The sequence below is a fragment of the Ottowia thiooxydans genome (assembly GCF_040548795.1).
Lineage (GTDB): Bacteria > Pseudomonadota > Gammaproteobacteria > Burkholderiales > Burkholderiaceae_C > Ottowia > Ottowia thiooxydans_A.
On record NZ_JBEPSH010000002.1, the window covers coordinates 522,065 to 544,978 of the forward strand.

Sequence of the window (22,914 nt, forward strand, 5' to 3'; positions counted from 1 at the left end):
TAAATTCGCCCCCGCGCCGGGGCCTGCCGGGCCTCAGCCCGAAGGGTGAGGCTCTGGCCAGCCGCACTCGGCGTTGCAACTCCTCGCCGGGTGTCCAACCCGGCTGCGAGTTGCGCCTTGATTGCGGCTGGCCAGAGCCTCACGCGGGGGCGAATTTAGTGTGAACACGCCCTAATAACAAATTTAGCGGGCACCAATTCTCCAGAACGCGGACAATATGCCCCTATGACGCTACGAGCCCCCGAATTGCTGCTGCCCGCTGGCAGCCTGGACAAAATGTCTGCCGCCTACGATTTTGGCGCGGACGCGGTGTATGCCGGCCAGCCCCGCTACAGCCTTCGCGCAAGAAACAACGAGTTCCGCCTGGAACAGATTGCGACCGGCATCGCGCATGCCCATGCGCGGGGAAAAAAGTTCTTTGTAACCAGTAACTTGCTGGCCCACAACGACAAAGTCCGCACGTACATCCGTGATCTGGAGCCTGTGGTTCAACTGAACCCGGATGCGCTGATCATGGCCGATGCCGGCCTGATCATGATGGTGCGTGAAAAGTGGCCCCATATTCCCATCCACCTTTCAGTTCAGGCCAACACGACCAACTGGGCGGCGGTGAAGTTTTGGCAAAAGATGGGGGTGGCGCGCATCATCCTCTCGCGCGAGCTCAGTCTGGATGAAGTGGCCCGCATACGCGAGGAATGTCCTGACATGGAGCTGGAGGTGTTTGTGCACGGAGCGCTGTGCATTGCCTATTCCGGCCGCTGCCTGCTCTCAGGCTACTTCAACCGGCGCGATCCCAACCAGGGAACCTGCACCAACGCATGCCGCTGGAACTACAAGACGCATGACGCCGAAGTCGACCCCAACACGGGCGAGGCCATGGCTCAGACAGAGGGGTTGCAAGGCTTCAATTTCGCCTCAGCGCAGCAGGAAGCCGAGGAAAACGCTTATTCTGAGTCCAGCTGTGGCAACGGACAGCGGCATCCGTCCGCCGACAAGGTCTACCTGATCGAAGAACAAGGCCGGCCCGGCCAGTTGATGCCGATCATGGAAGACGAGCACGGCACGTACATCATGAACAGCAAAGACCTGCGTGCCGTCGAGTTGGTGGAAAAACTGACCAAGATTGGGGTGGATTCGCTCAAGATCGAAGGCCGCACCAAGAGCCTGTACTACGTTTCGCGCACAGCACAGGTGTACAGACGCGCCATTGATGACGCCGTTGCGGGGCGCCCATTCAACCCGGAACTGATCACGGAACTGGAAGGTCTTGCCAACCGTGGCTACACCAGCGGCTTCCTGGAGCGCCGTCCTGCCGCCGACTACCAAAACTACGAAACTGGCCACTCTGTTACGCAGCGCAGCCAGTACGTGGGGGAAGTCAAGAACGTGTCAGACGGCTGGGCCGAGGTCGAAACGAAAAACCGCTTCGCCGTGGGGGACTGGATTGAAATCATTCACCCTAGCGGTAACCGCACGATGAAGCTGGAAACCATGAAAGGCCTGGACGGCACTCCCATGGAAGTGGCGGTAGGCAACCCAGTGCGGGTCTTGATCCCTGTCACGGGCCCCGCAGACAGCGCGCTGATCGCGAAACTGAGCCAAGCACCGGCCTAACCAGTTTTCTGCGCTTCCAGCCTACGCCTACCCTCGGCGAGGCTAAGCTGAGCAGTTGATCCGCAAGCCCATGACGCTTGTGGTCGGCACCACACAGGCCAGGTCGTCGTTGGGCTATAACGACCTGGTGCCTGGTACCGTCACTCCGGCTTCGCCCCCGAGAACTTGACCACCCTCGCCCAGCGCGTTATTTCGCTCTGTACGAAGGTAGAGAACTGCTCGGGTGTATTGCCCACAGGCAGCGCCCCCTCAATATCAAGACGCTGGCGCATATCAGGCTGCTGAAGCGCCTGGCGGGCCGCATCAGATATCTGTTTGATTCGTGCGGCGGGCATGTGAGCCGGCCCAAAGAGACCGAACCATGCGCTGGATTCATAGCCGGGAAGCGCCTCGGCTATAGCTGGTACGTCCGGGAAAGCTGGCAAGCGTTTCAAGCTGGTGACCCCCAATGCCTTGAGCTTGCCAGCCTGGATATGCGCCTTCACATTCCCTATCGCTGCAAACATGAGCTGTACTTGCCCGGCCAGTACGTCTTGCACTGCAGGCGCAGTACCTTTGTAGGGGATATTCACGATATCCACACCTGATTGCATCTTGAAAGCCTCACCGGCCATGTGCAATGACGAACCCACCGAGCCAATAGCGAAATTGAGCTGGCCCGGCTTTGCCTTGGCGAGTGCAATGAGTTCCTGCACGTCCTTAACAGGCAACGACGGGTGTGCAACAAGAATCGAAGGTGAGGTCGCCACGCAGGTGAGCGCGGTGAAGTCCTTTACCGGATTAAAAGGCAGTGAAGGATAGAGCGTGGCGTTGATTGCGTGGCTGGTAAAACTCAACAACAGCGTATTGCCATCAGGCGCGGCCTTGGCCACCGCGTCGGCTGCGATGTTGCCGCCAGCCCCAGGCCTGTTTTCAACTATGACAATGCGACCCAGCACTGGACCCATGCTAAGAGCGAGCGAGCGGGCCAGCGTGTCGGTCGAGCCACCGGCTGGCGCACCGACAAGTATGCGTATCGGTGCATTGGTACTTTGCCCATGAGCGCCGCCCGTCAAGGCAATGGCCGTAGCCGCAAGTACGACATTGCGACGCGTCATCGTGGTCTTATCAAACGTGGCTAAGGTGCCCGTTTTGGGCGTTTTATTTTCCATGATCGTCTCCCTTTTTAGATAACTTTAGATTTTCTAATGCGCGTTCCGGTGCGCTTGGGAATTGAGGGTTGCAACACACAACGCGAATGCGAGTAAGTGCATTTGCCCCAAAACTCAGCATCCGCCATCATCCCTTGAGCACATCGATTTCAGTATTCACTTTAGCATCAATGTATCTACAGCAATACAAATAGCAGGGACTACTGTGCCCATCATCATGCCGTTACCCCGTCATCGGCATGGCGCGGAGACTGAAGAGTGGCCGCATTGGCCATCGGCCAAATTGACTCGCAGACCGCCTTTACTGGCGGTCCTGCCGAGGAGCTGGCATTCGAGCGCCCTGGCGTGCATGGCCAGTCACCTCGGCGCTCACAGTGTGAAGAGCTTGATCAGGGTCTATACGCGCGCCGCAATTACCGTCTGCGATGCCGAACACCAGCACCGCGCCAGGGCCAAAACGTTCTGGAACGGTGACGTGCAGTGGGTAAGCCATGTTGACCGGGGGATTCGTCGACTCCGAAAGCATCTCCCCTTTCGGTCCCAGGACTCTGTAACATGACGCCGATGCCGCTGCGCTGAACAGTCCAGCAGCAATGAGAATGGCAGCTTGTTTTTTCATGGCCGGGCCGCTCCCAAGATGAAAAAGCACCCCCTTCGGGGGCAGCGGACCGCGCGAAGCGGGGAAGCGTGGGGGCCATTTTTCATGGCTCTTTTGTACGCCAAACAGCGTGCTTATCAAAGAGGCGTAGAGCTCAATTCCGGTACTTTTCCCTCTAACGGGGGTTTTGATAGCAGAATTTCGAGGTGACTAGCCACCGCCTGCAGTGTTTCCTTGCGGTCATTGTCCGTTTCACGCCCTGGTTTGGCGCCACGCTCCCACCCGGGATGGCCACGCGCAGGCTGAAGCGCATTGATGACTTCACGCAGGGCGTTATTTGCGCCATCGGCCCGGTGAGAAGGCAGGCGAAGTTTGTCCATGGCCGCGTGGCCACGCTGCTCCAATGCGCCGACGAGTTGCACCAGATGGTCTGCCAGCAGAAGCAGCACCGGGTCTTCCACCGTCAGTTCCTGCACTCCATTCAGGCGATTTTCCAGTTTGCGCCATAGCGGCTTCCAGCCGCCGCTCAGAGCGCCCCCTATGGTGGCACCCAGGGTAGTGGCAGCACCCAGAGACAACCCAGCCAATGCCACATCAGCCACAGCGCCAACGCCAGCGCCAATCATGGCACCCAAACCCAGCTTCTTGCCTGCTTCACGCAAAGTCTCGGAGTTGAAAAGGTCGTCTTCCCAGCGCGCGGCCATTTGAGGAAGACGCGCCACTTCAGCGTCTCCCCTGCGAAAGGCAAACACCTGCAGCAACTCATCCACGGTCCGGCGAGCATGAGCGCCCACGTCTTCATGCAGGGCTCGTACAAATTCCGTACGACGCAGCTCTATGGAGAAATCCTCTGCACTGATTTGCCGCCTTAATGCCGCCACGTCTACCAAGCCGCTGGCGGCAACCCGGCAGGCTGCGCGCCGCCGATCGGCTGACTCGCGGGCCAGGTACTCTACGATTTCGCTCAATTGCTGGCGCTTTCCATGCAATAGCGTTGCCAGATCACCGTAGAGCCGCCGCTCTGCTCCTACAAAGGGCGCTACAGCGTCAAACTCCACCTGCGCATGCAGATTGCTCTCCAGCAACACTTTCTGCCATTCCTCACGCCGGCTGTTGGGAGCCCGAACGAAATTAAGCACCGGCATGACTGGTTTGGCGCACCAGGTGAGGATCTCGATCTCGGCGCGGTACTTGGGTAAGACGGGCTCACGCGTATCAATGACCAGCATGGCGGCGTCGGCTTGCTCGAGCAAGGCGCGCAGTACCTTGGCTTCCTGCTCGAAGGACTCGCGTGCTTCGGGGCCCTGCAAAAAGGCTCGCACTCGCTCGGGGCGCGATTCGCCTGGCAAACGGCTCAAATACTCCTGCAGTGCGACGGAGTCCTCAAGGCCTGGGGTATCGGTGAAACGTACGGCCGCCACGCCCTCTACCTTGAGGTCAATGGCTTCCGCGTGCCGAGTGGTGCCCGGGCGGTCCGCCACCTCACCAAAGTCCACTTGGCGCGTGAGCGTGCGCAACAGCGAGGTTTTACCTGCGTTGGTATGGCCAACAACGGCCACGCGGATAGGTGCGGTGATCGGTTCAGGCATTTTCTTGACCGACTTCGGGGAAGGCCACCAACTCTATAGCATCCAGTTTTTCGGCTTTGAGCCAATCCGACCACCTGCGCAGACCCGACGCACTGTTGGACAAACGATTGCTTTCTTCAGCTTCCACCAGAAGAATGCGGCTCTTTTCTACCCTATGTGAGGTTTCGCGCAGGAAGCGGGCAGTGCCTCGATCAGGGCTGGACGCGCCATGACATACCAGCAACAGCGTCCAGGGCCTGATCTGCCCCAGTGCCTGGATTGCATTCTGCCGTTCTGCGGCAGCGCCAGCCAGGCGCAATTCGAGCACAGTCGTGCCCTCGATTCCGACAGGCAAACTCTGAAGCGGCCACGGCAACTCAGGGGGCAATTCGAATCCGATCACGGCCAAGGTGCCAGGGATCCCAGGGCCACGCGGGGGGAGCGTGTGAGCTGGATGCGTAGAACGCCGCTCTTCATCCGTGACGAGAGGAGGATCAAGCGCCTCCAGCCGAGCAAATATCCCTCGAACATAGGGGTCGCCGGAGTCAGGTTGTCCCATGTTAGCCACACCTGCACTCCAGCGCAGGTAACTCAAAAGGGCGAAACCCACTCGAGGAAGAAGGCCATAGGTGAAAACACAACCCATGAGCCACCATGCCCAGTCGCGCTGCACGTCAGCACCTGTCAAGGCCGTTAACCCTTGCGCACCGGCATGCTGAACAGCGACTGGATCGGGTACGGGAAAGCCTATCAAGGACGGCAGCCAACCAGCTATCTGCACAAAGCGCTGGAAGAACTCGCTGCTGAGAATGGTAGTTTCCCAGCTGAGTTGATAGGAGTGAAAAGAAAACCCGAAAGCCAGTACTGCCAGAATCAACACAAATGCCAGAGCCCAGATGGTATGGCTGATGAGCCCAAACGCCCAAGGCAAAAGCCTGCGCTCTTGCAACAGTCGATTGGTGGCGCGCACGACGGTGAGCGCATGCGGGCTGCGTTCGCCAGGCATACGCGCACCAAGCCAGAGGGCCAGCCGCCCCAGAGACAGGCCAGACATGGCGCCAGGCCACAGGACACTCAGCAACCACAGGCCTAGCGTCAGGAAATGCAGGCCCAGCAGAGTCACCAGCGCAGCGATGGCATTGATGCTGCGCGACTCACCCACAACGGCGCGGCTCATGCCCAATGCGGACAAGGCCACCAGCACCGCCAACGCTGCCACAACCAAGTGAATGGTAGAGCGCCAGCGCGATAAGTCGTCTGGCAATCCCAAGCGCTCACCCAGCAGCCAGGCACGCTCCATGAACTGTGCGGAGCGAGTAGCTTGTGCGCCATGCGCACGCACCAACTCGGACTGATCTTCCAGCGGTCCTGCGGACTCTATGAGCGCTACCGTGCCGGCAATGATTGCGGCAGGTAGCGGGGGGCGGGAAGTTACTGGATCGGAAGCTGGCACCGCTCGATTATGCCGAGCGGCAGCCAACTTTTAGGGCGAATCAGCGCGTGGGGGGTTAATTGATGACACGCCCTAGCCTCAGCCTTGCGCTTTGCGGTAATTGGCGATGCCGTCCATGATTTCCTTGCGGGCGGAATCTGTGCCTTCCCAACCCAGAACCTTGACCCATTTGCCTGGCTCCAGGTCTTTGTAGTGCTCAAAGAAGTGGGCGATGGTCTTGAGCCGCATGGGGTTCAGGTCTTCGGGCTTCTGCCACTGGGTATAGATGGACAGGATCTTGTCTGTAGGGACCGCCAGCACCTTGCCATCTTGCCCTGCTTCGTCTTCCATCATCAGGATGCCAATGGGGCGGCAGGTCACGACCACGCCGGGAATCAGGGGCACGGGGGTGATCACCAGGACATCTACCGGATCGCCGTCGCCCGACAGGGTTTGGGGCACGTAACCGTAGTTGGTGGGGTAGTGCATCGCCGTGCTCATGAAGCGGTCGACGAATATGGCGCCAGTTTCTTTATCTACTTCGTATTTGATGGGATCGGCGTTCATCGGGATTTCGATGACGACGTTGAATTCATCGGGAGCCTTGCTGCCAGGAGTCACTTTGTCGAACGACATATTGCTTTTTACGTTGATAGGAATTTAAGAAACTATCGCCAATTTTACTTTCGCGCGGCTTTCAACTTGGACATAAGTCACGTTTTCGCGCTAAATTCGGGGCGTTGGCCAATCATCGCCCGATAAATCGGGGGAGCGAGGAAGCAACGCAGTGGGAGATGCCCTTTGCGATGCGAATTGGCTAGAGGCGTCTCCTGAGCGAAAACAGCTAATGAGGAGACGTCTATGAACGGGAATGCAGCGCTGATATTGGCGCTTGTTTGCGGGGTGGTGGCCGTGGCCTATGGTTTTTGGGCTCGCGGTTGGATTCTTTCTCAGGACGCGGGCAACCCGCGCATGCAGGAAATCGCTTCGGCGATTCAGTCAGGTGCCGCGGCCTATCTGGCGCGGCAATACAAAACCATTGCCATTGTTGGCATCGTGCTGGCCATTTTAATTGGCCTCTTTCTTGACGTAACGAGCGCCATAGGCTTTGTAGTTGGCGCCGTGCTCTCAGGAGCCTGTGGTTTCATCGGGATGAATGTCTCGGTGCGTGCCAACGTCCGCACGGCCCAGGCGGCCACCAAAGGGATAGGTCCCGCGCTGGACGTGGCCTTCAGAGGGGGCGCTATCACGGGGATGCTGGTCGTCGGTCTGGGTTTGCTGGGTGTGACCGGTTTTTACTGGTTCCTGGGGGGGACGGCAGCCGCGCCCGAGGCCCTTAATCCCCTGATTGGATTTGCCTTCGGCTCTTCTCTCATCTCTATTTTTGCCCGATTGGGCGGCGGCATATTCACCAAGGGCGCCGACGTGGGCGCTGATCTGGTGGGTAAAGTGGAAGCAGGTATTCCTGAAGATGACCCCCGCAATCCCGCGGTGATCGCTGACAACGTGGGCGACAACGTGGGTGACTGCGCCGGCATGGCCGCCGACTTGTTTGAAACCTACGCGGTGACCTTGATCGCCACCATGGTGCTGGGTGGGTTGATGGTGGTGAACGCGCCCACCAGCGCCGTGCTCTACCCGCTCGGCCTGGGTGCGGTTTCCATCATTGCATCCATCATTGGGTGCTTCTTCGTGAAGGCTTCGCCAGGCATGAGGAATGTGATGCCCGCCCTCTACAAGGGTCTTGCAATTGCCGGGGTGCTCTCGCTGATTGCGTTTTACTTTGTCACCGTCTGGCTGATGCCAGACAACGCCATTACCGAAAGTGGCTCGCAAATGCGCCTGTTTGGTGCTTGCGCGGTGGGCTTGATTTTGACTGGCGGGCTGGTCTGGATCACCGAGTTCTACACCGGTACGCAGTACTCACCTGTCCGTCATATTGCACAAGCCAGCACGACCGGGCACGGCACCAACATCATCGCAGGGCTGGGCGTTTCCATGCGCTCTACAGCCTGGCCGGTGATGATGGTCTGCCTGGCCATCATTGCCTCTTATGCACTGGCTGGGCTCTACGGTATTGCGGTGGCCGCCACTGCCATGCTCAGCATGGCCGGAATCGTGGTGGCCCTGGATGCCTATGGCCCCATTACCGACAATGCGGGCGGCATTGCGGAGATGAGCGAAATGCCCGCGAGCGTGCGTGACATCACCGACCCTCTGGACGCCGTCGGTAATACCACCAAGGCGGTGACCAAGGGCTATGCCATTGGTTCGGCAGGACTGGCTGCGCTGGTGCTGTTTGCTGACTACACCCACAAACTCGAAGCGCTGGGCCAGGACATCAGCTTCAACCTCAGCGACCCCATGGTCATTGTGGGTCTGTTCATAGGCGGCATGATTCCTTATCTCTTCGGCGCGATGGCGATGGAAGCCGTTGGCCGCGCTGCAGGCAGCGTGGTGGTGGAGGTGCGGCGTCAATTCAGCACCATCAAGGGCATCATGGAAGGCACGGCCAAGCCCGAATACGGCAAAGCCGTCGACATGCTGACCAGCGCGGCTATCAAGGAAATGGTGATTCCCAGCCTGCTGCCGGTGGTGGTGCCCATTCTGGTGGGCTTGATTCTCGGCCCCAAAGCGCTGGGCGGCCTGTTGATGGGCACGATCGTCACCGGTTTGTTCGTGGCCATTTCCATGTGCACCGGCGGCGGTGCCTGGGACAACGCCAAGAAGTACATCGAAGATGGTAACTTTGGTGGCAAGGGCTCTGAGGCGCACAAGGCGGCTGTCACGGGTGACACCGTGGGCGATCCCTACAAGGATACGGCCGGCCCTGCCATCAACCCACTGATCAAGATCATCAACATCGTGGCGCTGCTGATCGTACCGCTGGTGGTCCAGATCCATGGAGGCGGAGTTGCCGCGGCCCCTCAGACACCTGCGGTGCCCGCCGGGGCTGTGGTGACCGTGGCAGCCATTGAAGGGGACGCTGTGCGGCTGGAGGGTCCTACGGTATTTTTTTACTTTTCCACCGGAAAGACCACGCCTCATCCTGATGGCGCCACCGCACTCGCTGTGATCGCAGACGGGGTCAAGGCAGGTCGCAAGGCGGTGGTCAGCGGCTATGTGGATGCCTCTGGCAGCGCCGCTGCCAACGAGGAAGTCGCCAAGCAGCGCGCCTTGGCGGTGCGCGATCTGCTGAAGACCCTCGGAGTTCCAGAAGATCAGGTGGAGATGGCCAAACCGGACAATATCCACGCGGGCACGGGCGCCCAAGCAAGGCGGGTGGAGGTGACTCTGCGGTAACGCTTGGCTTTTTTTACACGGGAGGAGCAAGCTCTTCACAAGCGCTCCCCTCAAGCAAAATGCCCCGCACGCAGCGGGGCATTTTCTTTTTCAGCTCGTCAATCAGGCTGCTGGCGCATTCCTGTGCCGGAGCAATCCGGGAGTTTTCTGGAAATAAACCGGCCTGAGTCCAGGTTTGGCCAGAGCCTCTCCTGGATATTTATTAGCGGAAGCGCGACTGCGGTACCGTCTTCATTTCGCCATCAAGCGAACTGATGTAGTTGGCCATAGCCTTCAGTTCTGCGTTGGAGAACTGTTTGACCATGCCTGCCATGACAGGGTTGGCACGGCCCCAGGTGTGGTGTGAGTTGTCGCGATAGGATTTGAGAGCGACAAACAGATAGTCCGAATATTGACCTGCAATCTTGGGATAGCTTGGGTCGATAGGCTTGGAGAAATTGTCTCCATGGCAGGAGATGCAAGCGCCCTTTTGCAGCAACTGCGCCACTTGAGCCGACGGAGCGCGTGGCGCAGGCAGAGGGCTTGCCCCCTCGACGCGACCACTTTGCTCGTAGTAGGCCGCCACATCAGCAATGTCTTGCTCACTCAAGGTGGTGGCAATGCCGCGCATGCTGGGGTGCTTGCGGTCGCCCTTTTTATAGCCTTCCAGCACTGCGGCAATGTATTTGGCGTTCTGGCCCGAAATCTTCGGGACCTTATACACCTCTGGGAAACTGGACTGATAGCCCTGGATACCATGGCATCCAATACACATGGCCACCTTGCCGGCACCTGCCTTGGCATCACCGGCAGTGCCTTGCGCATGGGCCGGAAACACCGCCGCTGCGGCGAGTGTCAGTGCTGCGAACATCGGGGACAAAGCTTTTTTCATTTTGCGCGCACAATTCACGTTGGTTTGATCCGGATCAGCGGACGATTGTAATCGACCATTTCTGGGACTTGTCGCGCAGCTCCACAGCCCTTCCCAGGGCTGTAAGTTGGGCGACACTCTCCAGCGTTCCGACAGCCGCAGCCCCTCCTTCTTTTCGTCCTCATACTCGACATGAAATTTCAAGGCTCAGAAAACTACGTCGCCACCCAAGACCTGAAGCTGGCGGTCAATGCAACCATTACGCTCAAACGGCCTTTGCTGGTCAAGGGCGAGCCAGGCACCGGCAAGACCATGCTGGCCGAAGAAGTGGCCCAATCGCTGGGAATGCCACTTTTGCAATGGCACATCAAGAGCACCACCAAGGCACAGCAGGGGCTCTACGAATATGACGCTGTGAGTCGCCTACGCGACTCTCAATTGGGTGATGCACGCGTGAAAGACATTCACAACTACATCGTCAAGGGGGTTTTGTGGCAGGCCTTCACGGCGGAAGAGCCGGTAGCGCTCTTGATCGACGAGATCGATAAAGCGGACATCGAATTCCCGAACGACCTGCTGCGCGAACTCGACCGCATGGAATTTCACTGCTATGAGACACGCGAGCTCATCAAGGCCAAGAACCGTCCCCTGGTGTTCATTACGTCGAACAATGAGAAAGAGCTGCCCGACGCTTTCTTGCGCCGTTGCTTTTTCCACTACATCAAGTTCCCGGAAGCTGAGACCATGCGCCAGATCGTGGACGTGCACTTCCCGAACCTCAAACAGGAATTGCTGGGTGCGGCCATGAAGGTGTTCTACGACGTGCGCGGCTTGCCAGGGCTGAAGAAAAAACCCTCTACCAGTGAGTTGCTTGACTGGCTGAAGCTGCTGGTCGCCGAAGATATCCCGCTGACAGCGCTTCAAAGTGCCGACAGCAAAGTCTCAGTGCCACCCCTAGTAGGCGCCTTGCTGAAAAACGAGCAGGATGTCAGCTTGTTTGAAAAGCTGGTGTTCATGAACCAGCGTAACCGCTGAACCTATGCAACGAGACGAAACGCCTTCCGCCACACAGCTACTGATTCAGGGCACCAGCCAAGCTGCCGGATTTGTCATTGGAGCCTTGCTGGGCCGATGGCTCGGCACCCTTGTGGGGTGGGATGCTTTCGGTCCCGACGGATACACCTGGCCTGCCATGGCGGGCATTGTGCTCATTGGCTTGGGCGGCGGCGCCGGCCTGCAGTTGGCAAGGCGTTGGTATAACCGCCGCTACGGAATTTCAAGAACCTAGGGATATGACCGCAGACGTTTTTGTACAGCCTGCCGCCTTGAGTGCCTTGCGGCTCAATGGCCTTCTTCTGGAGCCCCTGGCACTGAACCACGAAGAAGCCTTGCGCGAGGCCGCAGCGGACGGGGAGCTTTGGAGAGTTCGGGTGACTTCCGTGCCTGAACCCAAGGACACACGAGACTACATAGAAAACGCGCTCGCCATGCGCGAGGCGGGCAACCGGTTTGCTTTCGCAGTCATTGAAGAAGCCACTGGCAAAGTGCTGGGGTGCACCAGCTACCACGATATCGTTGCGCCCCTCAAGCGGGCCGAGATTGGCTGGACCTGGTACAGGAAAAGCGTGCAACGCACCCACGTGAACACGAGCTGCAAACTGCTCATGATGGGCCATGCCTTCGACACCATGGGCTGCGCAGTGGTGGGCTGGCGCACTGACAACTACAACTTTGCCAGCCAGCGTGCCATTGAGCGCCTGGGAGCTCGCAAGGACGGCGTGATTCGCCACCATGCGGTCCGCCGCGACGGCACGGTACGAGACACTGTCATGTACAGCATGGTGGCCAGTGAGTGGCCTGAAGCAAAAGCGCAGCTGCTTTATTTGCTGGACCGGCACAAACAAGCCTAGGGCGTGTAGAGGCGCCGCATGAGGCTTCGACCTCAATGAGTAGCATTTGCTTTTTGCAAACAGTCGGAGTCCACGCCAATCCGTTCGGGCTGAGCCTGTCGAAGCGTTGCGCGAGGCTTCGACAGGCTCAGCCCGAACGGTTTTAGGTAGTTCAAATGCCAATTTCTACTTGACCAAAACCATAGAACCTCAGCCAGAACGGCTCTTTTCGAAGGAGGGCAGCTCGGTATAGGCCCGCCCCAGCCCTTCAAGCGACGCCAGTCAACGCCAGTCTAAGGCCCTTCGCGCTAGAAGCCAGCTTCAGATGCGTATGAGGTTGCAGGACTGGCTTTGCGACTTGCGCCAGCGGTCACGGTCTCATCAGCGCGAGTATCTGCTCAACCCAGGGTTCGAACAGATGGCCCAGCAGCAGCCCGCATACCCCGGCAATGGCAATCATCACCATCGACAACGCCAATTGCTTGACCAGCAGGGGATTGCGCGTGCGAAGAACAAATGACAGGCTGAAAGCAATGCTGGTGAATGAAGCCAACACAGCACCGACGCCGGCTGTGAGGGGCGAAACACTTCCCTGAGACGCCAGCGCCGCAGCAGCGGCCACCGCGCTGGCACTGGACAACAGCCCCCCCACAATGCTGACAAAATAGAAACCTGAATCCCCAAACTGCCTTTGCGTCAGGGCACCCACTACGTGCAAAAGCAAGAAAATGAGGCCGTACTTGAGCGCCTGGGGAAGAGAAAACGGCATGTCCAGGTGGATGTCAGGCGCACTCCCCGCTGCGTGATTGTGACGATTGCGAAGGCTGAACAACACGAGTATGGCGCTGGCTCCCAGCATGAGTGCGAACGCGCTCATGGCGCCAATCAGCGCAGCGGGCGCAAGGATCAGCAGCAAGGTAGCATTGCGTGCCACCATGGCCGTCGTGGCCAGCAAGATGCCTCTGTAGGCGGTCCCTACAAACGCCGGCCCCACTTCCCGAACGCGGTTGGAAAGCTCAATCACCGTGAAGTTGCTGTTGATCAATCCTCCGAAGAATCCGGACAGCTCGGTTCCGCGAGTTCCATACAGCTTCCATAGAACGTAGTTGAAGAAACCGATTCCCGCGATGAGGATCACGGTGACCCAAGCGGCACGCGGCTCTATCAGGTCCCAAGGGCCCATGGATCCCGCAGGCAAAGCCGGGTAGATGACGATGGCCAAAATGGCCAGCAGCAGTGCGGAACGCACCTCCCCTTCCGAGATGCCCATGGAGAAGTCCGCCAGGCGCTCCTTCCACGCAAGCAAGGCGGTCGCGATCACCATCACGGCCGCTGGTGAAATGGTGTGACCCATACCGCACATGACGCCCGCCACACAGGTCACCATCATGGCGGCGGACGTGGTGAGCTCTGAGCCCAGTCCGCTGCGAAGCGATGAAACATTGAGTATGGCCACCAGGAGCGCTGTCAGCGCCAAAGTCCCCAGTGCGAAAGAAGGCCCTAGCGCGCCTCCCATGGTGCCCAGCAGGCCGATAAACCCGAAGGTGCGCAGGCCGGCCTCTTTGCCACGCCGTTCTCGCTCCAACCCAATCAAAAGGCCCAGCGCCAGACCCAATGCCAACCGGACCAGGATTTGCGCGTAAGGCCATTCGGCCTGAGGCAAACCACTCAACGTATTCGACATGCAGCCATTCCTCCACAGCACATTGAATGTCACTCTTCATGTCACTACATAGACATAAAAATTCAGTATAAGCCCGCTCTTCAGAAACCTCCCGAATACGTGTACCAAGCGTTAGCATGGCAACACTTCAATTGCGGTTGCGCCAAGCAGCAAATTCCATGAACTGGTCAGAAAAACTCTCGCGCTTCAGGGGTTTCCTAAGCCAAGTCTGGCAACTCTCTCTACCCTATTTCCAGTCCGAAGAAAAATGGCGTGCGCGCGCCATGCTGGCGGCCGTGGTGGTGCTGAACCTGGCCGCCGTCTACATGCTGGTGCTGCTCAACGACTGGAATCGCGTTTTCTACGATGCGCTGCAAAACAAGGACCAAGGCATTTTTTGGAGCCAGCTGGGACGCTTTACCTACCTGGCCATGATTTTCATCGCCATTGCGATTTACAGGTTCTACCTCACTCAGCTGCTGCAGGTGCGCTGGCGAGCCTGGATGACCCGCCAAATGATGGGTCGCTGGTTGAGTGGCCACGCGTTCTACGGCATGGAATTGGCACGATTCACTGACTCGGACACAGCGCCTCTTACGGCAACCGGACTTCCCGCGCCTGGCCAGCGCGTACCTGACAACCCTGATCAGCGCCTGCAGGAAGACGTGAACCTGTTCACCGCGCAAACCGTCGGTCTGTCGATGGGGTTTCTGAACGCGGTGGTCACACTGGCGAGTTTCGTGGGCATCTTGTGGGCGCTGTCGGGCAGTTTTTCATTCAGCCTGGGCGGCGAGAGCTTCACCATTCCCGGCTTCATGGTCTGGATGGCCTTGTTGTATTGCGGTGTGGGTAGCGTATTGACTCACTACATTGGCCGCCCTTTGATTGGCCTGAACTTCGCGCAGCAGAAAAAAGAAGCCGACTTTCGCCATCACCTCATGCGGGTACGTGAATACAGTGAATCCATTGCCCTGGACAAGGGTGAGGCATTGGAAAACCGAAACCTTGACACGCGGTTTTCCGCAGTCTTTGTAAACTATCTCAAGCTCATTGCCAAGCAAAAGCAACTGGTGGGATTCACCAATCTGTTCGGGCAAGCCGCGATGGTCTTTCCATTCATTGTGGCTGCCCCCCGTTTCTTCAGCGGGGCAATTCAATTGGGCGAGTTAATGCAGATTTCCAACGCCTTTGACCGCGTCCAGACGGCACTTTCATGGTTTGTGGACAACTATGACAGCCTGGCCAGCTGGCGCGCCACCACGGAGCGTCTGACCAGCTTTGAAGCTGCGCTTTCGCGCCAGAATCAGACTCAGACCGCCGTTGAGAATGTGGCTCCGGCAGAAGGATTCAGCGGAGTGGAAACGCGCGATCTCACCGTGCAATTGCCCACTGGAGTCACGCTGCTGCAAAGCGCCAATCTGAAGGCTGCTCCTGGCCAACATACCCTGCTTCAGGGGCCTTCAGGCAGTGGCAAATCCACCTTATTCCGATCTTTGGCCGGCATATGGCCCTGGGCACGCGGAAAGGTCACCATGCCGAAGGACGCCATGTTCATACCGCAGCGGCCCTATTTCCCGGACGGGTCCTTGCGAGCCGCACTCGCCTACCCCGAGCTGGAATCGCAGTACACCGATCAGGCCCTGCAAGAAGCACTGAGACAAGCGCTTTTGCCTGGGTTGATAGATCGACTGGATGATTACGATAACTGGACTCAAAAGCTGAGCGGCGGCGAACAGCAGCGGCTGGCGATTGCACGGGTGTTCCTTAAAAACCCGGCATGGGTCATGGCTGATGAAGCCACCAGCGCGCTCGACGTACCCACAGAACAGGCCCTGTACGAACGTCTTAGGGATATGACGGAGCAAGCAGGTGGTGCGCTGATTTCGATCGCTCACCGGCCTACAGTCACGCCGTTTCATAACCATTTCTGGAAGATGAGGCCAGACCAGGCGAATTGAGGCCGAGTGGGCACACGACTTCTCTGAGGCTTTGAAGGGTAAAAAACTAATCGGATTATCTTGAACCTGCCGTCTGAGTCATAGATCATGATTCGAAGCAACGGCACTGTCGCAGCGGGTTTTTCGTCAAGGGAGGGCTGGCCGCGTACGCCCACTCAACATACATGCCGCGGCCACCGTCTGCAGCGCAAAGATCACTGCGAAATACCTGCCGGTGGCGCTGTCCAACGAAGCCCCGTCCCCAGCGCCGACGACGATCAGTCCAGCCAGTACGGCGGGTGCAAATGCGTAAAGTGCTTGTGACAGCGCCACGATCCGGGCCACTACACGTGCCACATCGGTCGGGGCGAACTCTGTTTGAGCAATCACCGGCGGCACCGAAGTGGCATTGCCGATGCCGAGGCCGAAGAGCACGATACCCAGTATGAAGAGCGGCAAATGTTCAGGCCCGGCAACCCATAAGAGTATCGTACCGAGTGCCTGCACGGCGTAACTGGCGGCGGCCGCTCTGCGCCGGTCGGCACGCCCACTCAGCAACCGCGCCATGATGAACCGTCCGGCCATTGCGCAGCCAGTCGCCAGCGCCATGATCCCGCCAGCCAATCGCACGCCCGTGCTGGGCGCCATCAAGGAGAAGAGTTGAGCGATGAGCCCTATCTGGGCAAACAGGCCTAGCGACATCGCGGCCGCGAGTGTCAGGAACCTGCGTTCTTTCCAGAGCACCGGTCTGAGGACGGATGCCGCTCCTTCAGAAAAATGGGGGGTGGCCGGGGCATTAATTTGCATCTTTCCATCGACTTGACCTTCAGCGAAGGGGGTCCTGGCCAGTACGCGTGTCGCAATGAACATCACCACGGCGACCATGAGCAGTCCCACCATTATGGCTGTTGCAGGAAAGCCGGCGCGGTCGATCAGCACAGCCCACGTCGGGGAGAAAACCAGGCCGCCCACACTGGCGCCGTTATAGGCCTTTGCCAAGGCAAGAGGCCGCTTCTCAACAAACCAGGGTGCGATGATGGCGTTGATCCCTGCCGCACCCAGTGGCGCCCACCCCCCGCCGGTCAACATGGCGGCGACAAACAACTGCCAAGGCTCGATGGCAGTCGCCCAACCGAGTACACCTGCGGCCAGCAGCAGAGAGCCGACCGTGGTGGCCGCAGGAATACCGAAACGCCTGTGGATTCTGGGTAGGCAGGCGATCACGCCAGCACCGAACAGAAAGTGGAAGGTGACAGCGGCAGAGACTAGTGAAAGGGACCAATCGGTCCGGACCAGAACTGCATGCAGGAAGACGGGAGGTCCGTAGAAGCCCACGCCCCAGCCAAAGAGCGCTACAACAAATGCGGCGCGTACGACCTTATCGCCATAGAAGTTGGAGGGTTGCGTTGAAGGCAGGAATGACATGTTGCGAGCAGCGATAGAGGCGGTGTTTGCCGCGATGCACTCGATACTACGGCTCCGGTCGCTCTGAACATTTCGCTGCGGAACGAAGCGTCAAAGCTGCTGCGTGCCGTAAGCTTGAGCCCCAAAGCCACGCCATGAACACCAATCACATTGCCCGAATCGCATCCCTAGTTGGGGAACCCGCGCGCGCAGCGATGCTGCTGCAACTGATGGACGGGCGCATGCTCACCGCCACGGAACTGGCCAGGGCCGGCAACGTCTCTGCACAAACGGCTAGCCGACATCTGGCTCAGATGGTGGCGTCGGGCCTGATGTGCGTGGAGCAGCGAGGACGGCACCGATACCACCGACTTGCATCCGGCGAAGTGGCCAAGGTCCTGGAAGGACTAATGCGGATCGCAGGAAATCCGCCGATCCATCACACAGTCGTGGTGGGGCCGCGTAACGATGCTATGCGCATGGCCCGCATGTGTTACGACCATATCGCCGGTCGGCTTGGGCTCGCCATCGCTGAATCGCTATTGGCTGCGCAGGCCATCGAGTTCGATGGCGACGGTGGCCAGGTCACGGGTCGGGCTCCCCAGGTGCTCCAGCAGTGGGGTCTCACGCTGGAGCCGGAGTTACACCATTCACGCCAGGTCAGGCCCTACTGCCGACCCTGTCTGGATTGGAGTGAACGGAAAGCGCACCTCGCGGGCCGGCTTGGCGCAATGATTTGCACCCACTGCCTCGATATGGGATGGTTGAACAGAGCAGCGGGAACCCGAACGCTGGAAATCTCGCCCAGCGGTGCACAAACCTTCCGCGAGCGCCTCGGTCTGGATGCATGGCGGCGTGTGACGGACGCAGCATGACAACACCGCGGGTCAGACGCCTATGGACGAACTTCTTCTGCATATCTGGATGCCTGACCACTGGGTGCCTCAAGCCCGTCGTCAAGATGGGCGGCCAGCCGCTTACTCGGAAAGCATCATCAAAACGAAAGATGCCCAAGTAAAAGGCCGAAGAGCAAACCCTCTTCGGCCTCATGTCGGTGACCTTAGGCCTGCCTTTTCGGACAGTGCCTTATGCAATTGGGCTAAAACTCAAAAGCGGTGCCGATAGTAGACCTGCGTAAAGTTGATACCCGGGTTAGGCCTTTTGATACTGGCATTGGAAAGGTGGGTGTATCTCACCCCCACCGTGGAGCGTCCTTGGGGGCCCCATTGAAAGCCCGCACCGATCTGGTCGGAAAACTGGAAGGCGGTGGACATGGTGTGTTCAGGCGATATGTGCGTGTGGGAGAGCAGGCGCACCCCGATGGAGCCTTCGGCAAACAATACGCCCGAGCCCTGTAGCGGGCGCTCCAGCCTAAGGAAGGGGGAATAACCCGCCTCAACGATGTCTTGCGCCTTGGGCACGCGCCAGAAAGCCACTTCCAGCTCATGACGCAAGGTCAGGCGCCATTGATCGCCCTGCCACAACGGAGCTCCGCGCTGCCACCCGGCAATCACGCCTACCTTTTTCACGTTCGCTGAGTCGCTGACACCGTAGTTCAGTTGCCAGTCCAGGCCTTGCGGTGCAGTCTGTGGCTGCGTTTGGGCAGCAGCACCAGAATGCGCGCCTAGCAGCGCCCCGGCCAGCAGGAGCGCGCCCGTCCACGAGCTGCGTACCGGGAAGGATGTTGATTTTTGACTCTCGTGAGATGTTCCGGCTGGCGTCATAACTTTTACTTTCGGCTAAGAATTTACGTAATCCTACCTAACACCCGCATCGTTCATCGGTTGAGGGCGCTTATAGGCATTAGCTGGATTGATTGTGCCACTGGCGCCACCCGCTTGCCCGAAGCTCGCAGGCCGGGCACTGATTGCAGCCATAACCCCACTCGTGGCGGTTTGTCCGATCACCCAGGTAGCAAGTATGGGTATGTTCGGCGATCAGCTCCACAAGGGCATCCCCTCCGCCTGCGGAATCGGCCGCTTGCCCCAGATCTTGCGCAAGCTGCCAGGTGGTTGCCTTGTCAATCCACATCAGAGGTGTTTCGATCACAAGCCGTTTGCTCATGCCCAGCGAAAGCGCCAGTTGCATGGCTTTCATGGTGTCATCGCGGCAATCCGGATAACCGGAGTAGTCGGTTTCGCAGACTCCGGTGACGATGACCTGGAGATCTCGTCTGTAGGCCAATGCACCTGCAAGGGTCAGGAACACCAGGTTGCGGCCGGGTACGAAGGTATTGGGCAAACCTGAGGCTTGCATCTCGATCGCCGTGTCGCGAGTGAGGGAAGTTTCGCTGATCTGACCAAGCACACCGACATCGATCATGTGATCAGGCCCCAGTCTTTCGTTCCACGCTGGGAACCTGGCCCGCAACTCTCGCATCACCACCAGGCGTGCCTCAAGCTCGACGCGGTGGCGCTGGCCATAATCGAATCCGATGGTCTCCACACGGTGATAGCGTGAGAGCGCATAAGCCAGGCAGGTAGCGGAATCCTGTCCGCCAGAAAACAATACGAGGGCGCTGGTGTGCATAAATTCTTCAGTGCTTGTTCAGTTCGCTGACATATCGGCTCACTTCGGGCCGCAACGGAATAGGTTTGGTTTTGATGGTCGTGCCTATGCTGACAAAGCAGAGCGCCTGCTCGTGCTCTGCCAAATCAAACAAGGTTCGCAAAGGCTTCGAATTCATCGCTTTGCCACTGGTCAACGCGCCGCCGTAGCCCAGCGCATGGGCCATCAGCAGCATATTCTGAATAGCACACCCAGCGGAAACCAGGCGTTCGGCAGGCGGGATTTCCGCGTCTTCGTCTGTGATCCGAACTATAGCCAGCATGAGCAGCGGCGCACGCTCTGCTTTTTCGTAGGCCTGAGCCATTTGCTCGGGACTCGCGGAGGGATCGCGCTCCGCCAACGCAGCAGCAAATGCCTCACCCAGACGGGCACGTGAGGTGGCAGGCACCAGCACAAATCGCCAAGGTATGAGCCGATGATGGTCGGGCGCCGCTCCCGCCGCTTTCAAAATGACCTGCAGTTCCGAGGGGCTTGGCCCTGGCCCTGCCAGGCGTCTGGGCAAAATAGTCTGCCGCGTGTGAATCAAGGCCTGAGCGAATTCAGCTACTTCTGGCGGGCGCGGGTAGGCCAGTGCTGACGATGTTTCGGCAAAATCAGCTTGGTTTGCCGTCGATGCGGGGTCTTCCATACCAGTTAGCGTAACGCAAACCCCATACCGTGACGACGAACGCCCATCCCGGAGCCACCGTGCTCTTACAGCGCTTTCAGAAACCTCTCTGCCAGGGCGAACCAGAATCGAGATGCGGGGTCGATCAAATCATCATTGAAATCATAGGATGGATGATGAACCATGCAGGCGCCAGGCGTCCCGGGGGCACCATTGCCAACCTGGAAATAGCTTCCTGGCACCTTTTCCAGCATGAAGGCAAAATCTTCACTGGCGGTCATGGGCTCGCCTTGTGGCACCACCCACTCGGAGCCGAACAGATCCAGCGCCACCTGTGTTGCCAAGTCGGTTTCTTCAGGGGTATTGACCAACACCGAATAGCCATCACGCCAGTCTATACGCGCCTTGACTTGATAGCTTGCAGCCTGCTGTTCTACAAGTTGGACAATCCGCGTCTTGAGCAAGTTTCGAACCTCGCGATCCAGAGCGCGTACGCTCAACGCCATGCAGGCCTGCTGCGGGATAACGTTGTTGGCTTTACCGGCTTGAAGCGCGCCAACGGTGACGACAGCAGTCCTCAGCGGGCTGACGTTACGCGCCACAATGGTCTGCAAGGCCAACACGATCGATGAGGCCGCGACGATGGGATCTGCACACGTATGCGGCATGGCGCCGTGTCCTCCAATACCCTCCAGAACAATGAAAACATCATCGCTCGAGGCCATGGCCGGGCCGGTTCGGAAGACAAATTTTCCGGCTTCGATTCCGGGCATGTTGTGAAGCGCGAAGACGGCGTCGCACGGGAAGCGCTCAAACAGTCCGTCGGCCATCATTTTTACAGCACCCCCGGCACCTTCTTCAGCCGGTTGGAAGATCAGATTCAGTGTGCCGTGAAAATCCGCATGCTCAGCGATCTGTCTGGCTGCGGCCAGCAAAATCGCCGTATGTCCATCGTGGCCACAAGCGTGCATGACGCCCTCATGGCGGCTGCGCCAGTCATTTGTGGTCTGCTCATCGATTGGCAAGGCATCCATATCAGCCCGGATTCCCAATGACCGGCTACCGCTGCCCCGTTTCAGTTGGCCGACCACGCCAGTCCCCCCCAATCCAAGGGTGACGTCATAACCCCATTCGGTCAGTTTCCTGGCCACGAGGGCGGACGTCCGGTGCTCTTCAAAGGGCAATTCCGGATGAGCATGGATGTCCCGCCTCAGTTCTATGAATTCACCGACGCGTGGGGACAGCGCATGCCCCAGATAGCTGGTTTGCATGTCAAGCTTTTCTACTGAGGTTATGAATTACTGAGGCTGTAGATTCATTTCGCGTGCAATGGCGCGGTATCGGGCGGTGTTATCTGAATACAGCTTGTCCAGCGCGGGCAGTGGTTGAGGCCGCGGAACGATCATGGCCTGAGCCTCCAGTGCAGTCCGAACCGATGGGTCATTGGCGACTTGACTCAAGGCCTTGTGCAGGGCCTGAACGACAGGCTCTGGTGTGTCCTTGCGAACAAAGAAACCGGCCCACGTTTCAAATTCGAAACTTTTGAGCGCTTTGCTCTCACTGAGGGTGGGTACCTTGGGGAACATCTCCTGACGCCCGGCCGACAGCACCGCAGGCGCTTTGAGCTTTCCTTCCTCGACCATCGCCACGTAAGCCCTGTTGTAGGGCGTCATGAAAATATCGACCTGGCCCGCCAGAAGATCCTGTGTTGCAGGAGCGCCGCCCTTATAGGGAACATGGGTCATAGGCACGCCCGTAGTCTGGGACATATGCGCGCCCAGCAGGTGATAGAGCGAGCCAGGCCCCACGCTGGCGTAAGTCAAGGGCTTGCCCTCTGCGGCTGTTTTGCGCGCATACGACATCAGTTCGTCGCCATTGGAAGCTGGCAGGTCCTTGCGCGCCAGCATGACGAGCGGATTGATGGTGATCATCTGCACCAGACGAAAATCTTCGCTCTTGTATTTGAGTGCAGCATTGGTGAGCGGAGACAGCACCAATTCGTTAGGCGAGCCCTGAAAAATCAAGTAGCCATCCGCAGGACTATTGAGGATTTTCTGAGCCGCGATGCCGCCACCCGCACCCCCCAGGTTTTCGACGATCACCGGCTGGCCCAGGTGCTTGGCCAGGACAGTGTTCACTGTGCGGGCGATGACGTCCGAAACACCACCGGCGGGATAGGGCACCACCAGGCTTACAGGCTTGCTCGGATAGCCTTGAGCGAATGCCGTACCACCGGCAAGCAAGGCACCTAGAAAAACCAACTGAGTTTTGCGCAGCCAAATCATGAATGTTTCCTTGCGTGAGGTCGAACCATGCCCGCATGTTAGGTC

The 22,914-nt window shown here is 58.6% G+C and carries 20 protein-coding genes; 7 read left to right on the top strand and 13 right to left on the bottom strand.

Features of this window, described 5'->3' with window-relative positions:
• Positions 1 to 225: 225 nt before the first annotated feature.
• Complete coding sequence (gene trhP / locus ABIE13_RS05975) at positions 226 to 1,614, top strand: prephenate-dependent tRNA uridine(34) hydroxylase TrhP (RefSeq protein WP_354442004.1); 1,389 nt, start codon at positions 226 to 228, stop codon at positions 1,612 to 1,614.
• Between the two features lie 140 nt (positions 1,615 to 1,754).
• Here trhP and ABIE13_RS05980 read toward each other — a convergent pair whose 3' ends face one another.
• The 5 genes from ABIE13_RS05980 to ppa all read right to left on the bottom strand — a co-directional run bounded on the left by ABIE13_RS05980 (position 1,755) and on the right by ppa (position 6,999).
• Positions 1,755 to 2,711: a tripartite tricarboxylate transporter substrate binding protein gene (locus ABIE13_RS05980; protein ID WP_354442362.1), complete on the bottom strand. Its 957-nt coding sequence runs from the start codon at positions 2,709 to 2,711 to the stop codon at positions 1,755 to 1,757.
• A 355-nt stretch (positions 2,712 to 3,066) separates the two neighbouring features.
• A complete protein-coding gene (locus tag ABIE13_RS05985) occupies positions 3,067 to 3,384 on the bottom strand; it encodes a hypothetical protein (RefSeq protein ID WP_354442006.1) in 318 nt (105 codons plus the stop codon).
• 116 nt (positions 3,385 to 3,500) lie between these two features.
• On the bottom strand, positions 3,501 to 4,952 hold the full coding sequence (locus tag ABIE13_RS05990; RefSeq protein WP_354442008.1) for a GTPase/DUF3482 domain-containing protein: 1,452 nt from the start codon (positions 4,950 to 4,952) through the stop codon (positions 3,501 to 3,503).
• Complete coding sequence (locus ABIE13_RS05995) at positions 4,945 to 6,384, bottom strand: DUF2868 domain-containing protein (RefSeq protein WP_354442010.1); 1,440 nt, start codon at positions 6,382 to 6,384, stop codon at positions 4,945 to 4,947. The genes ABIE13_RS05990 and ABIE13_RS05995 overlap by 8 nt, the downstream gene beginning before the upstream one ends.
• 78 nt (positions 6,385 to 6,462) lie before the next feature.
• Positions 6,463 to 6,999 (bottom strand): inorganic diphosphatase, encoded by a 537-nt coding sequence (gene ppa / locus ABIE13_RS06000; protein WP_354442012.1) that lies wholly within the window; start codon positions 6,997 to 6,999, stop codon positions 6,463 to 6,465.
• A 225-nt stretch (positions 7,000 to 7,224) separates the two neighbouring features.
• On the opposite strand from ppa, the gene ABIE13_RS06005 reads away from it, so the two are divergent.
• Positions 7,225 to 9,666, top strand: a complete 2,442-nt coding sequence (locus ABIE13_RS06005) for a sodium-translocating pyrophosphatase (RefSeq protein WP_354442014.1) — start codon at positions 7,225 to 7,227, stop codon at positions 9,664 to 9,666.
• 202 nt (positions 9,667 to 9,868) lie between these two features.
• On the opposite strand, the gene ABIE13_RS06010 is transcribed toward ABIE13_RS06005, so the two are convergent.
• On the bottom strand, positions 9,869 to 10,537 hold the full coding sequence (locus ABIE13_RS06010) for a c-type cytochrome (protein WP_354442016.1): 669 nt from the start codon (positions 10,535 to 10,537) through the stop codon (positions 9,869 to 9,871).
• A gap of 171 nt (positions 10,538 to 10,708) precedes the next feature.
• Between ABIE13_RS06010 and ABIE13_RS06015 the strand changes: the two genes are divergently transcribed.
• From ABIE13_RS06015 to ABIE13_RS06025, 3 genes are read left to right on the top strand one after another with little or no spacing between them, the layout of a single operon-like run.
• Positions 10,709 to 11,551: an AAA family ATPase gene (locus tag ABIE13_RS06015; RefSeq protein ID WP_354442018.1), complete on the top strand. Its 843-nt coding sequence runs from the start codon at positions 10,709 to 10,711 to the stop codon at positions 11,549 to 11,551.
• Between the two features lie 4 nt (positions 11,552 to 11,555).
• Positions 11,556 to 11,804, top strand: a complete 249-nt coding sequence (locus ABIE13_RS06020) for a hypothetical protein (RefSeq protein WP_354442020.1) — start codon at positions 11,556 to 11,558, stop codon at positions 11,802 to 11,804.
• A gap of 4 nt (positions 11,805 to 11,808) precedes the next feature.
• Positions 11,809 to 12,426 carry a GNAT family N-acetyltransferase gene (locus ABIE13_RS06025; protein WP_354442022.1) on the top strand — a complete coding sequence of 206 codons (618 nt, stop codon included), beginning with the start codon at positions 11,809 to 11,811 and terminating at the stop codon, positions 12,424 to 12,426.
• A gap of 349 nt (positions 12,427 to 12,775) precedes the next feature.
• Here the strand turns inward: ABIE13_RS06025 and ABIE13_RS06030 are convergent, their stop codons facing one another.
• Positions 12,776 to 14,089 carry an MgtC/SapB family protein gene (locus tag ABIE13_RS06030; RefSeq protein ID WP_354442024.1) on the bottom strand — a complete coding sequence of 438 codons (1,314 nt, stop codon included), beginning with the start codon at positions 14,087 to 14,089 and terminating at the stop codon, positions 12,776 to 12,778.
• 158 nt (positions 14,090 to 14,247) lie between these two features.
• On the opposite strand from ABIE13_RS06030, the gene ABIE13_RS06035 reads away from it, so the two are divergent.
• A complete protein-coding gene (locus ABIE13_RS06035; RefSeq protein WP_354442026.1) occupies positions 14,248 to 16,026 on the top strand; it encodes an ABC transporter ATP-binding protein/permease in 1,779 nt (592 codons plus the stop codon).
• Positions 16,027 to 16,152: 126 nt separating this feature from the next.
• Here ABIE13_RS06035 and ABIE13_RS06040 read toward each other — a convergent pair whose 3' ends face one another.
• Positions 16,153 to 17,430, bottom strand: a complete 1,278-nt coding sequence (locus ABIE13_RS06040) for an MFS transporter (RefSeq protein WP_354442028.1) — start codon at positions 17,428 to 17,430, stop codon at positions 16,153 to 16,155.
• A gap of 134 nt (positions 17,431 to 17,564) precedes the next feature.
• Between ABIE13_RS06040 and ABIE13_RS06045 the strand changes: the two genes are divergently transcribed.
• Positions 17,565 to 18,284, top strand: coding sequence for an ArsR/SmtB family transcription factor (locus ABIE13_RS06045; protein WP_354442030.1), 720 nt, complete (start codon positions 17,565 to 17,567; stop codon positions 18,282 to 18,284).
• A gap of 231 nt (positions 18,285 to 18,515) precedes the next feature.
• Here ABIE13_RS06045 and ABIE13_RS06050 read toward each other — a convergent pair whose 3' ends face one another.
• The 5 genes from ABIE13_RS06050 to ABIE13_RS06070 all read right to left on the bottom strand — a co-directional run bounded on the left by ABIE13_RS06050 (position 18,516) and on the right by ABIE13_RS06070 (position 22,869).
• Entirely contained in the window at positions 18,516 to 19,133 is a 618-nt protein-coding gene (locus tag ABIE13_RS06050) for an acyloxyacyl hydrolase (RefSeq protein ID WP_354442032.1), read from the bottom strand.
• 79 nt (positions 19,134 to 19,212) lie between these two features.
• Positions 19,213 to 19,938 (bottom strand): 7-cyano-7-deazaguanine synthase QueC, encoded by a 726-nt coding sequence (queC, locus tag ABIE13_RS06055; protein ID WP_354442034.1) that lies wholly within the window; start codon positions 19,936 to 19,938, stop codon positions 19,213 to 19,215.
• Positions 19,939 to 19,945: 7 nt separating this feature from the next.
• Positions 19,946 to 20,605: a nitroreductase family protein gene (locus tag ABIE13_RS06060; protein ID WP_354442036.1), complete on the bottom strand. Its 660-nt coding sequence runs from the start codon at positions 20,603 to 20,605 to the stop codon at positions 19,946 to 19,948.
• 65 nt (positions 20,606 to 20,670) lie between these two features.
• The gene (locus ABIE13_RS06065) at positions 20,671 to 21,855 is read right to left on the bottom strand and encodes a M20 aminoacylase family protein (RefSeq protein WP_354442038.1); all 1,185 of its coding nucleotides are present in this window, start codon (positions 21,853 to 21,855) and stop codon (positions 20,671 to 20,673) included.
• Positions 21,856 to 21,882: 27 nt separating this feature from the next.
• Positions 21,883 to 22,869, bottom strand: a complete 987-nt coding sequence (locus ABIE13_RS06070) for a Bug family tripartite tricarboxylate transporter substrate binding protein (protein WP_354442040.1) — start codon at positions 22,867 to 22,869, stop codon at positions 21,883 to 21,885.
• Positions 22,870 to 22,914 lie beyond the last annotated feature (45 nt).

What these genes read in the sequence shown, in the direction of transcription:
- ABIE13_RS06010 (WP_354442016.1), bottom strand. Translation starts at nt 10,537, where the DNA reads ATGAAAAAAGCTTTGTCCCCGATGTTCGCAGCACTGACACTCGCCGCA.
- ABIE13_RS05990 (WP_354442008.1), bottom strand. Translation starts at nt 4,952, where the DNA reads ATGCCTGAACCGATCACCGCACCTATCCGCGTGGCCGTTGTTGGCCAT.
- trhP (WP_354442004.1), top strand. Translation starts at nt 226, where the DNA reads ATGACGCTACGAGCCCCCGAATTGCTGCTGCCCGCTGGCAGCCTGGAC.
- ABIE13_RS06020 (WP_354442020.1), top strand. Translation starts at nt 11,556, where the DNA reads ATGCAACGAGACGAAACGCCTTCCGCCACACAGCTACTGATTCAGGGC.
- ABIE13_RS06005 (WP_354442014.1), top strand. Translation starts at nt 7,225, where the DNA reads ATGAACGGGAATGCAGCGCTGATATTGGCGCTTGTTTGCGGGGTGGTG.
- ABIE13_RS06015 (WP_354442018.1), top strand. Translation starts at nt 10,709, where the DNA reads ATGAAATTTCAAGGCTCAGAAAACTACGTCGCCACCCAAGACCTGAAG.
- ABIE13_RS06030 (WP_354442024.1), bottom strand. Translation starts at nt 14,089, where the DNA reads ATGTCGAATACGTTGAGTGGTTTGCCTCAGGCCGAATGGCCTTACGCG.
- ABIE13_RS06040 (WP_354442028.1), bottom strand. Translation starts at nt 17,430, where the DNA reads ATGTCATTCCTGCCTTCAACGCAACCCTCCAACTTCTATGGCGATAAG.
- ABIE13_RS06060 (WP_354442036.1), bottom strand. Translation starts at nt 20,605, where the DNA reads ATGGAAGACCCCGCATCGACGGCAAACCAAGCTGATTTTGCCGAAACA.
- queC (WP_354442034.1), bottom strand. Translation starts at nt 19,938, where the DNA reads ATGCACACCAGCGCCCTCGTATTGTTTTCTGGCGGACAGGATTCCGCT.
- ppa (WP_354442012.1), bottom strand. Translation starts at nt 6,999, where the DNA reads ATGTCGTTCGACAAAGTGACTCCTGGCAGCAAGGCTCCCGATGAATTC.
- ABIE13_RS05985 (WP_354442006.1), bottom strand. Translation starts at nt 3,384, where the DNA reads ATGAAAAAACAAGCTGCCATTCTCATTGCTGCTGGACTGTTCAGCGCA.
- ABIE13_RS06035 (WP_354442026.1), top strand. Translation starts at nt 14,248, where the DNA reads ATGAACTGGTCAGAAAAACTCTCGCGCTTCAGGGGTTTCCTAAGCCAA.
- ABIE13_RS06050 (WP_354442032.1), bottom strand. Translation starts at nt 19,133, where the DNA reads ATGACGCCAGCCGGAACATCTCACGAGAGTCAAAAATCAACATCCTTC.
- ABIE13_RS06070 (WP_354442040.1), bottom strand. Translation starts at nt 22,869, where the DNA reads ATGATTTGGCTGCGCAAAACTCAGTTGGTTTTTCTAGGTGCCTTGCTT.
- ABIE13_RS06065 (WP_354442038.1), bottom strand. Translation starts at nt 21,855, where the DNA reads ATGCAAACCAGCTATCTGGGGCATGCGCTGTCCCCACGCGTCGGTGAA.
- ABIE13_RS06025 (WP_354442022.1), top strand. Translation starts at nt 11,809, where the DNA reads ATGACCGCAGACGTTTTTGTACAGCCTGCCGCCTTGAGTGCCTTGCGG.
- ABIE13_RS05980 (WP_354442362.1), bottom strand. Translation starts at nt 2,711, where the DNA reads ATGACGCGTCGCAATGTCGTACTTGCGGCTACGGCCATTGCCTTGACG.
- ABIE13_RS06045 (WP_354442030.1), top strand. Translation starts at nt 17,565, where the DNA reads ATGAACACCAATCACATTGCCCGAATCGCATCCCTAGTTGGGGAACCC.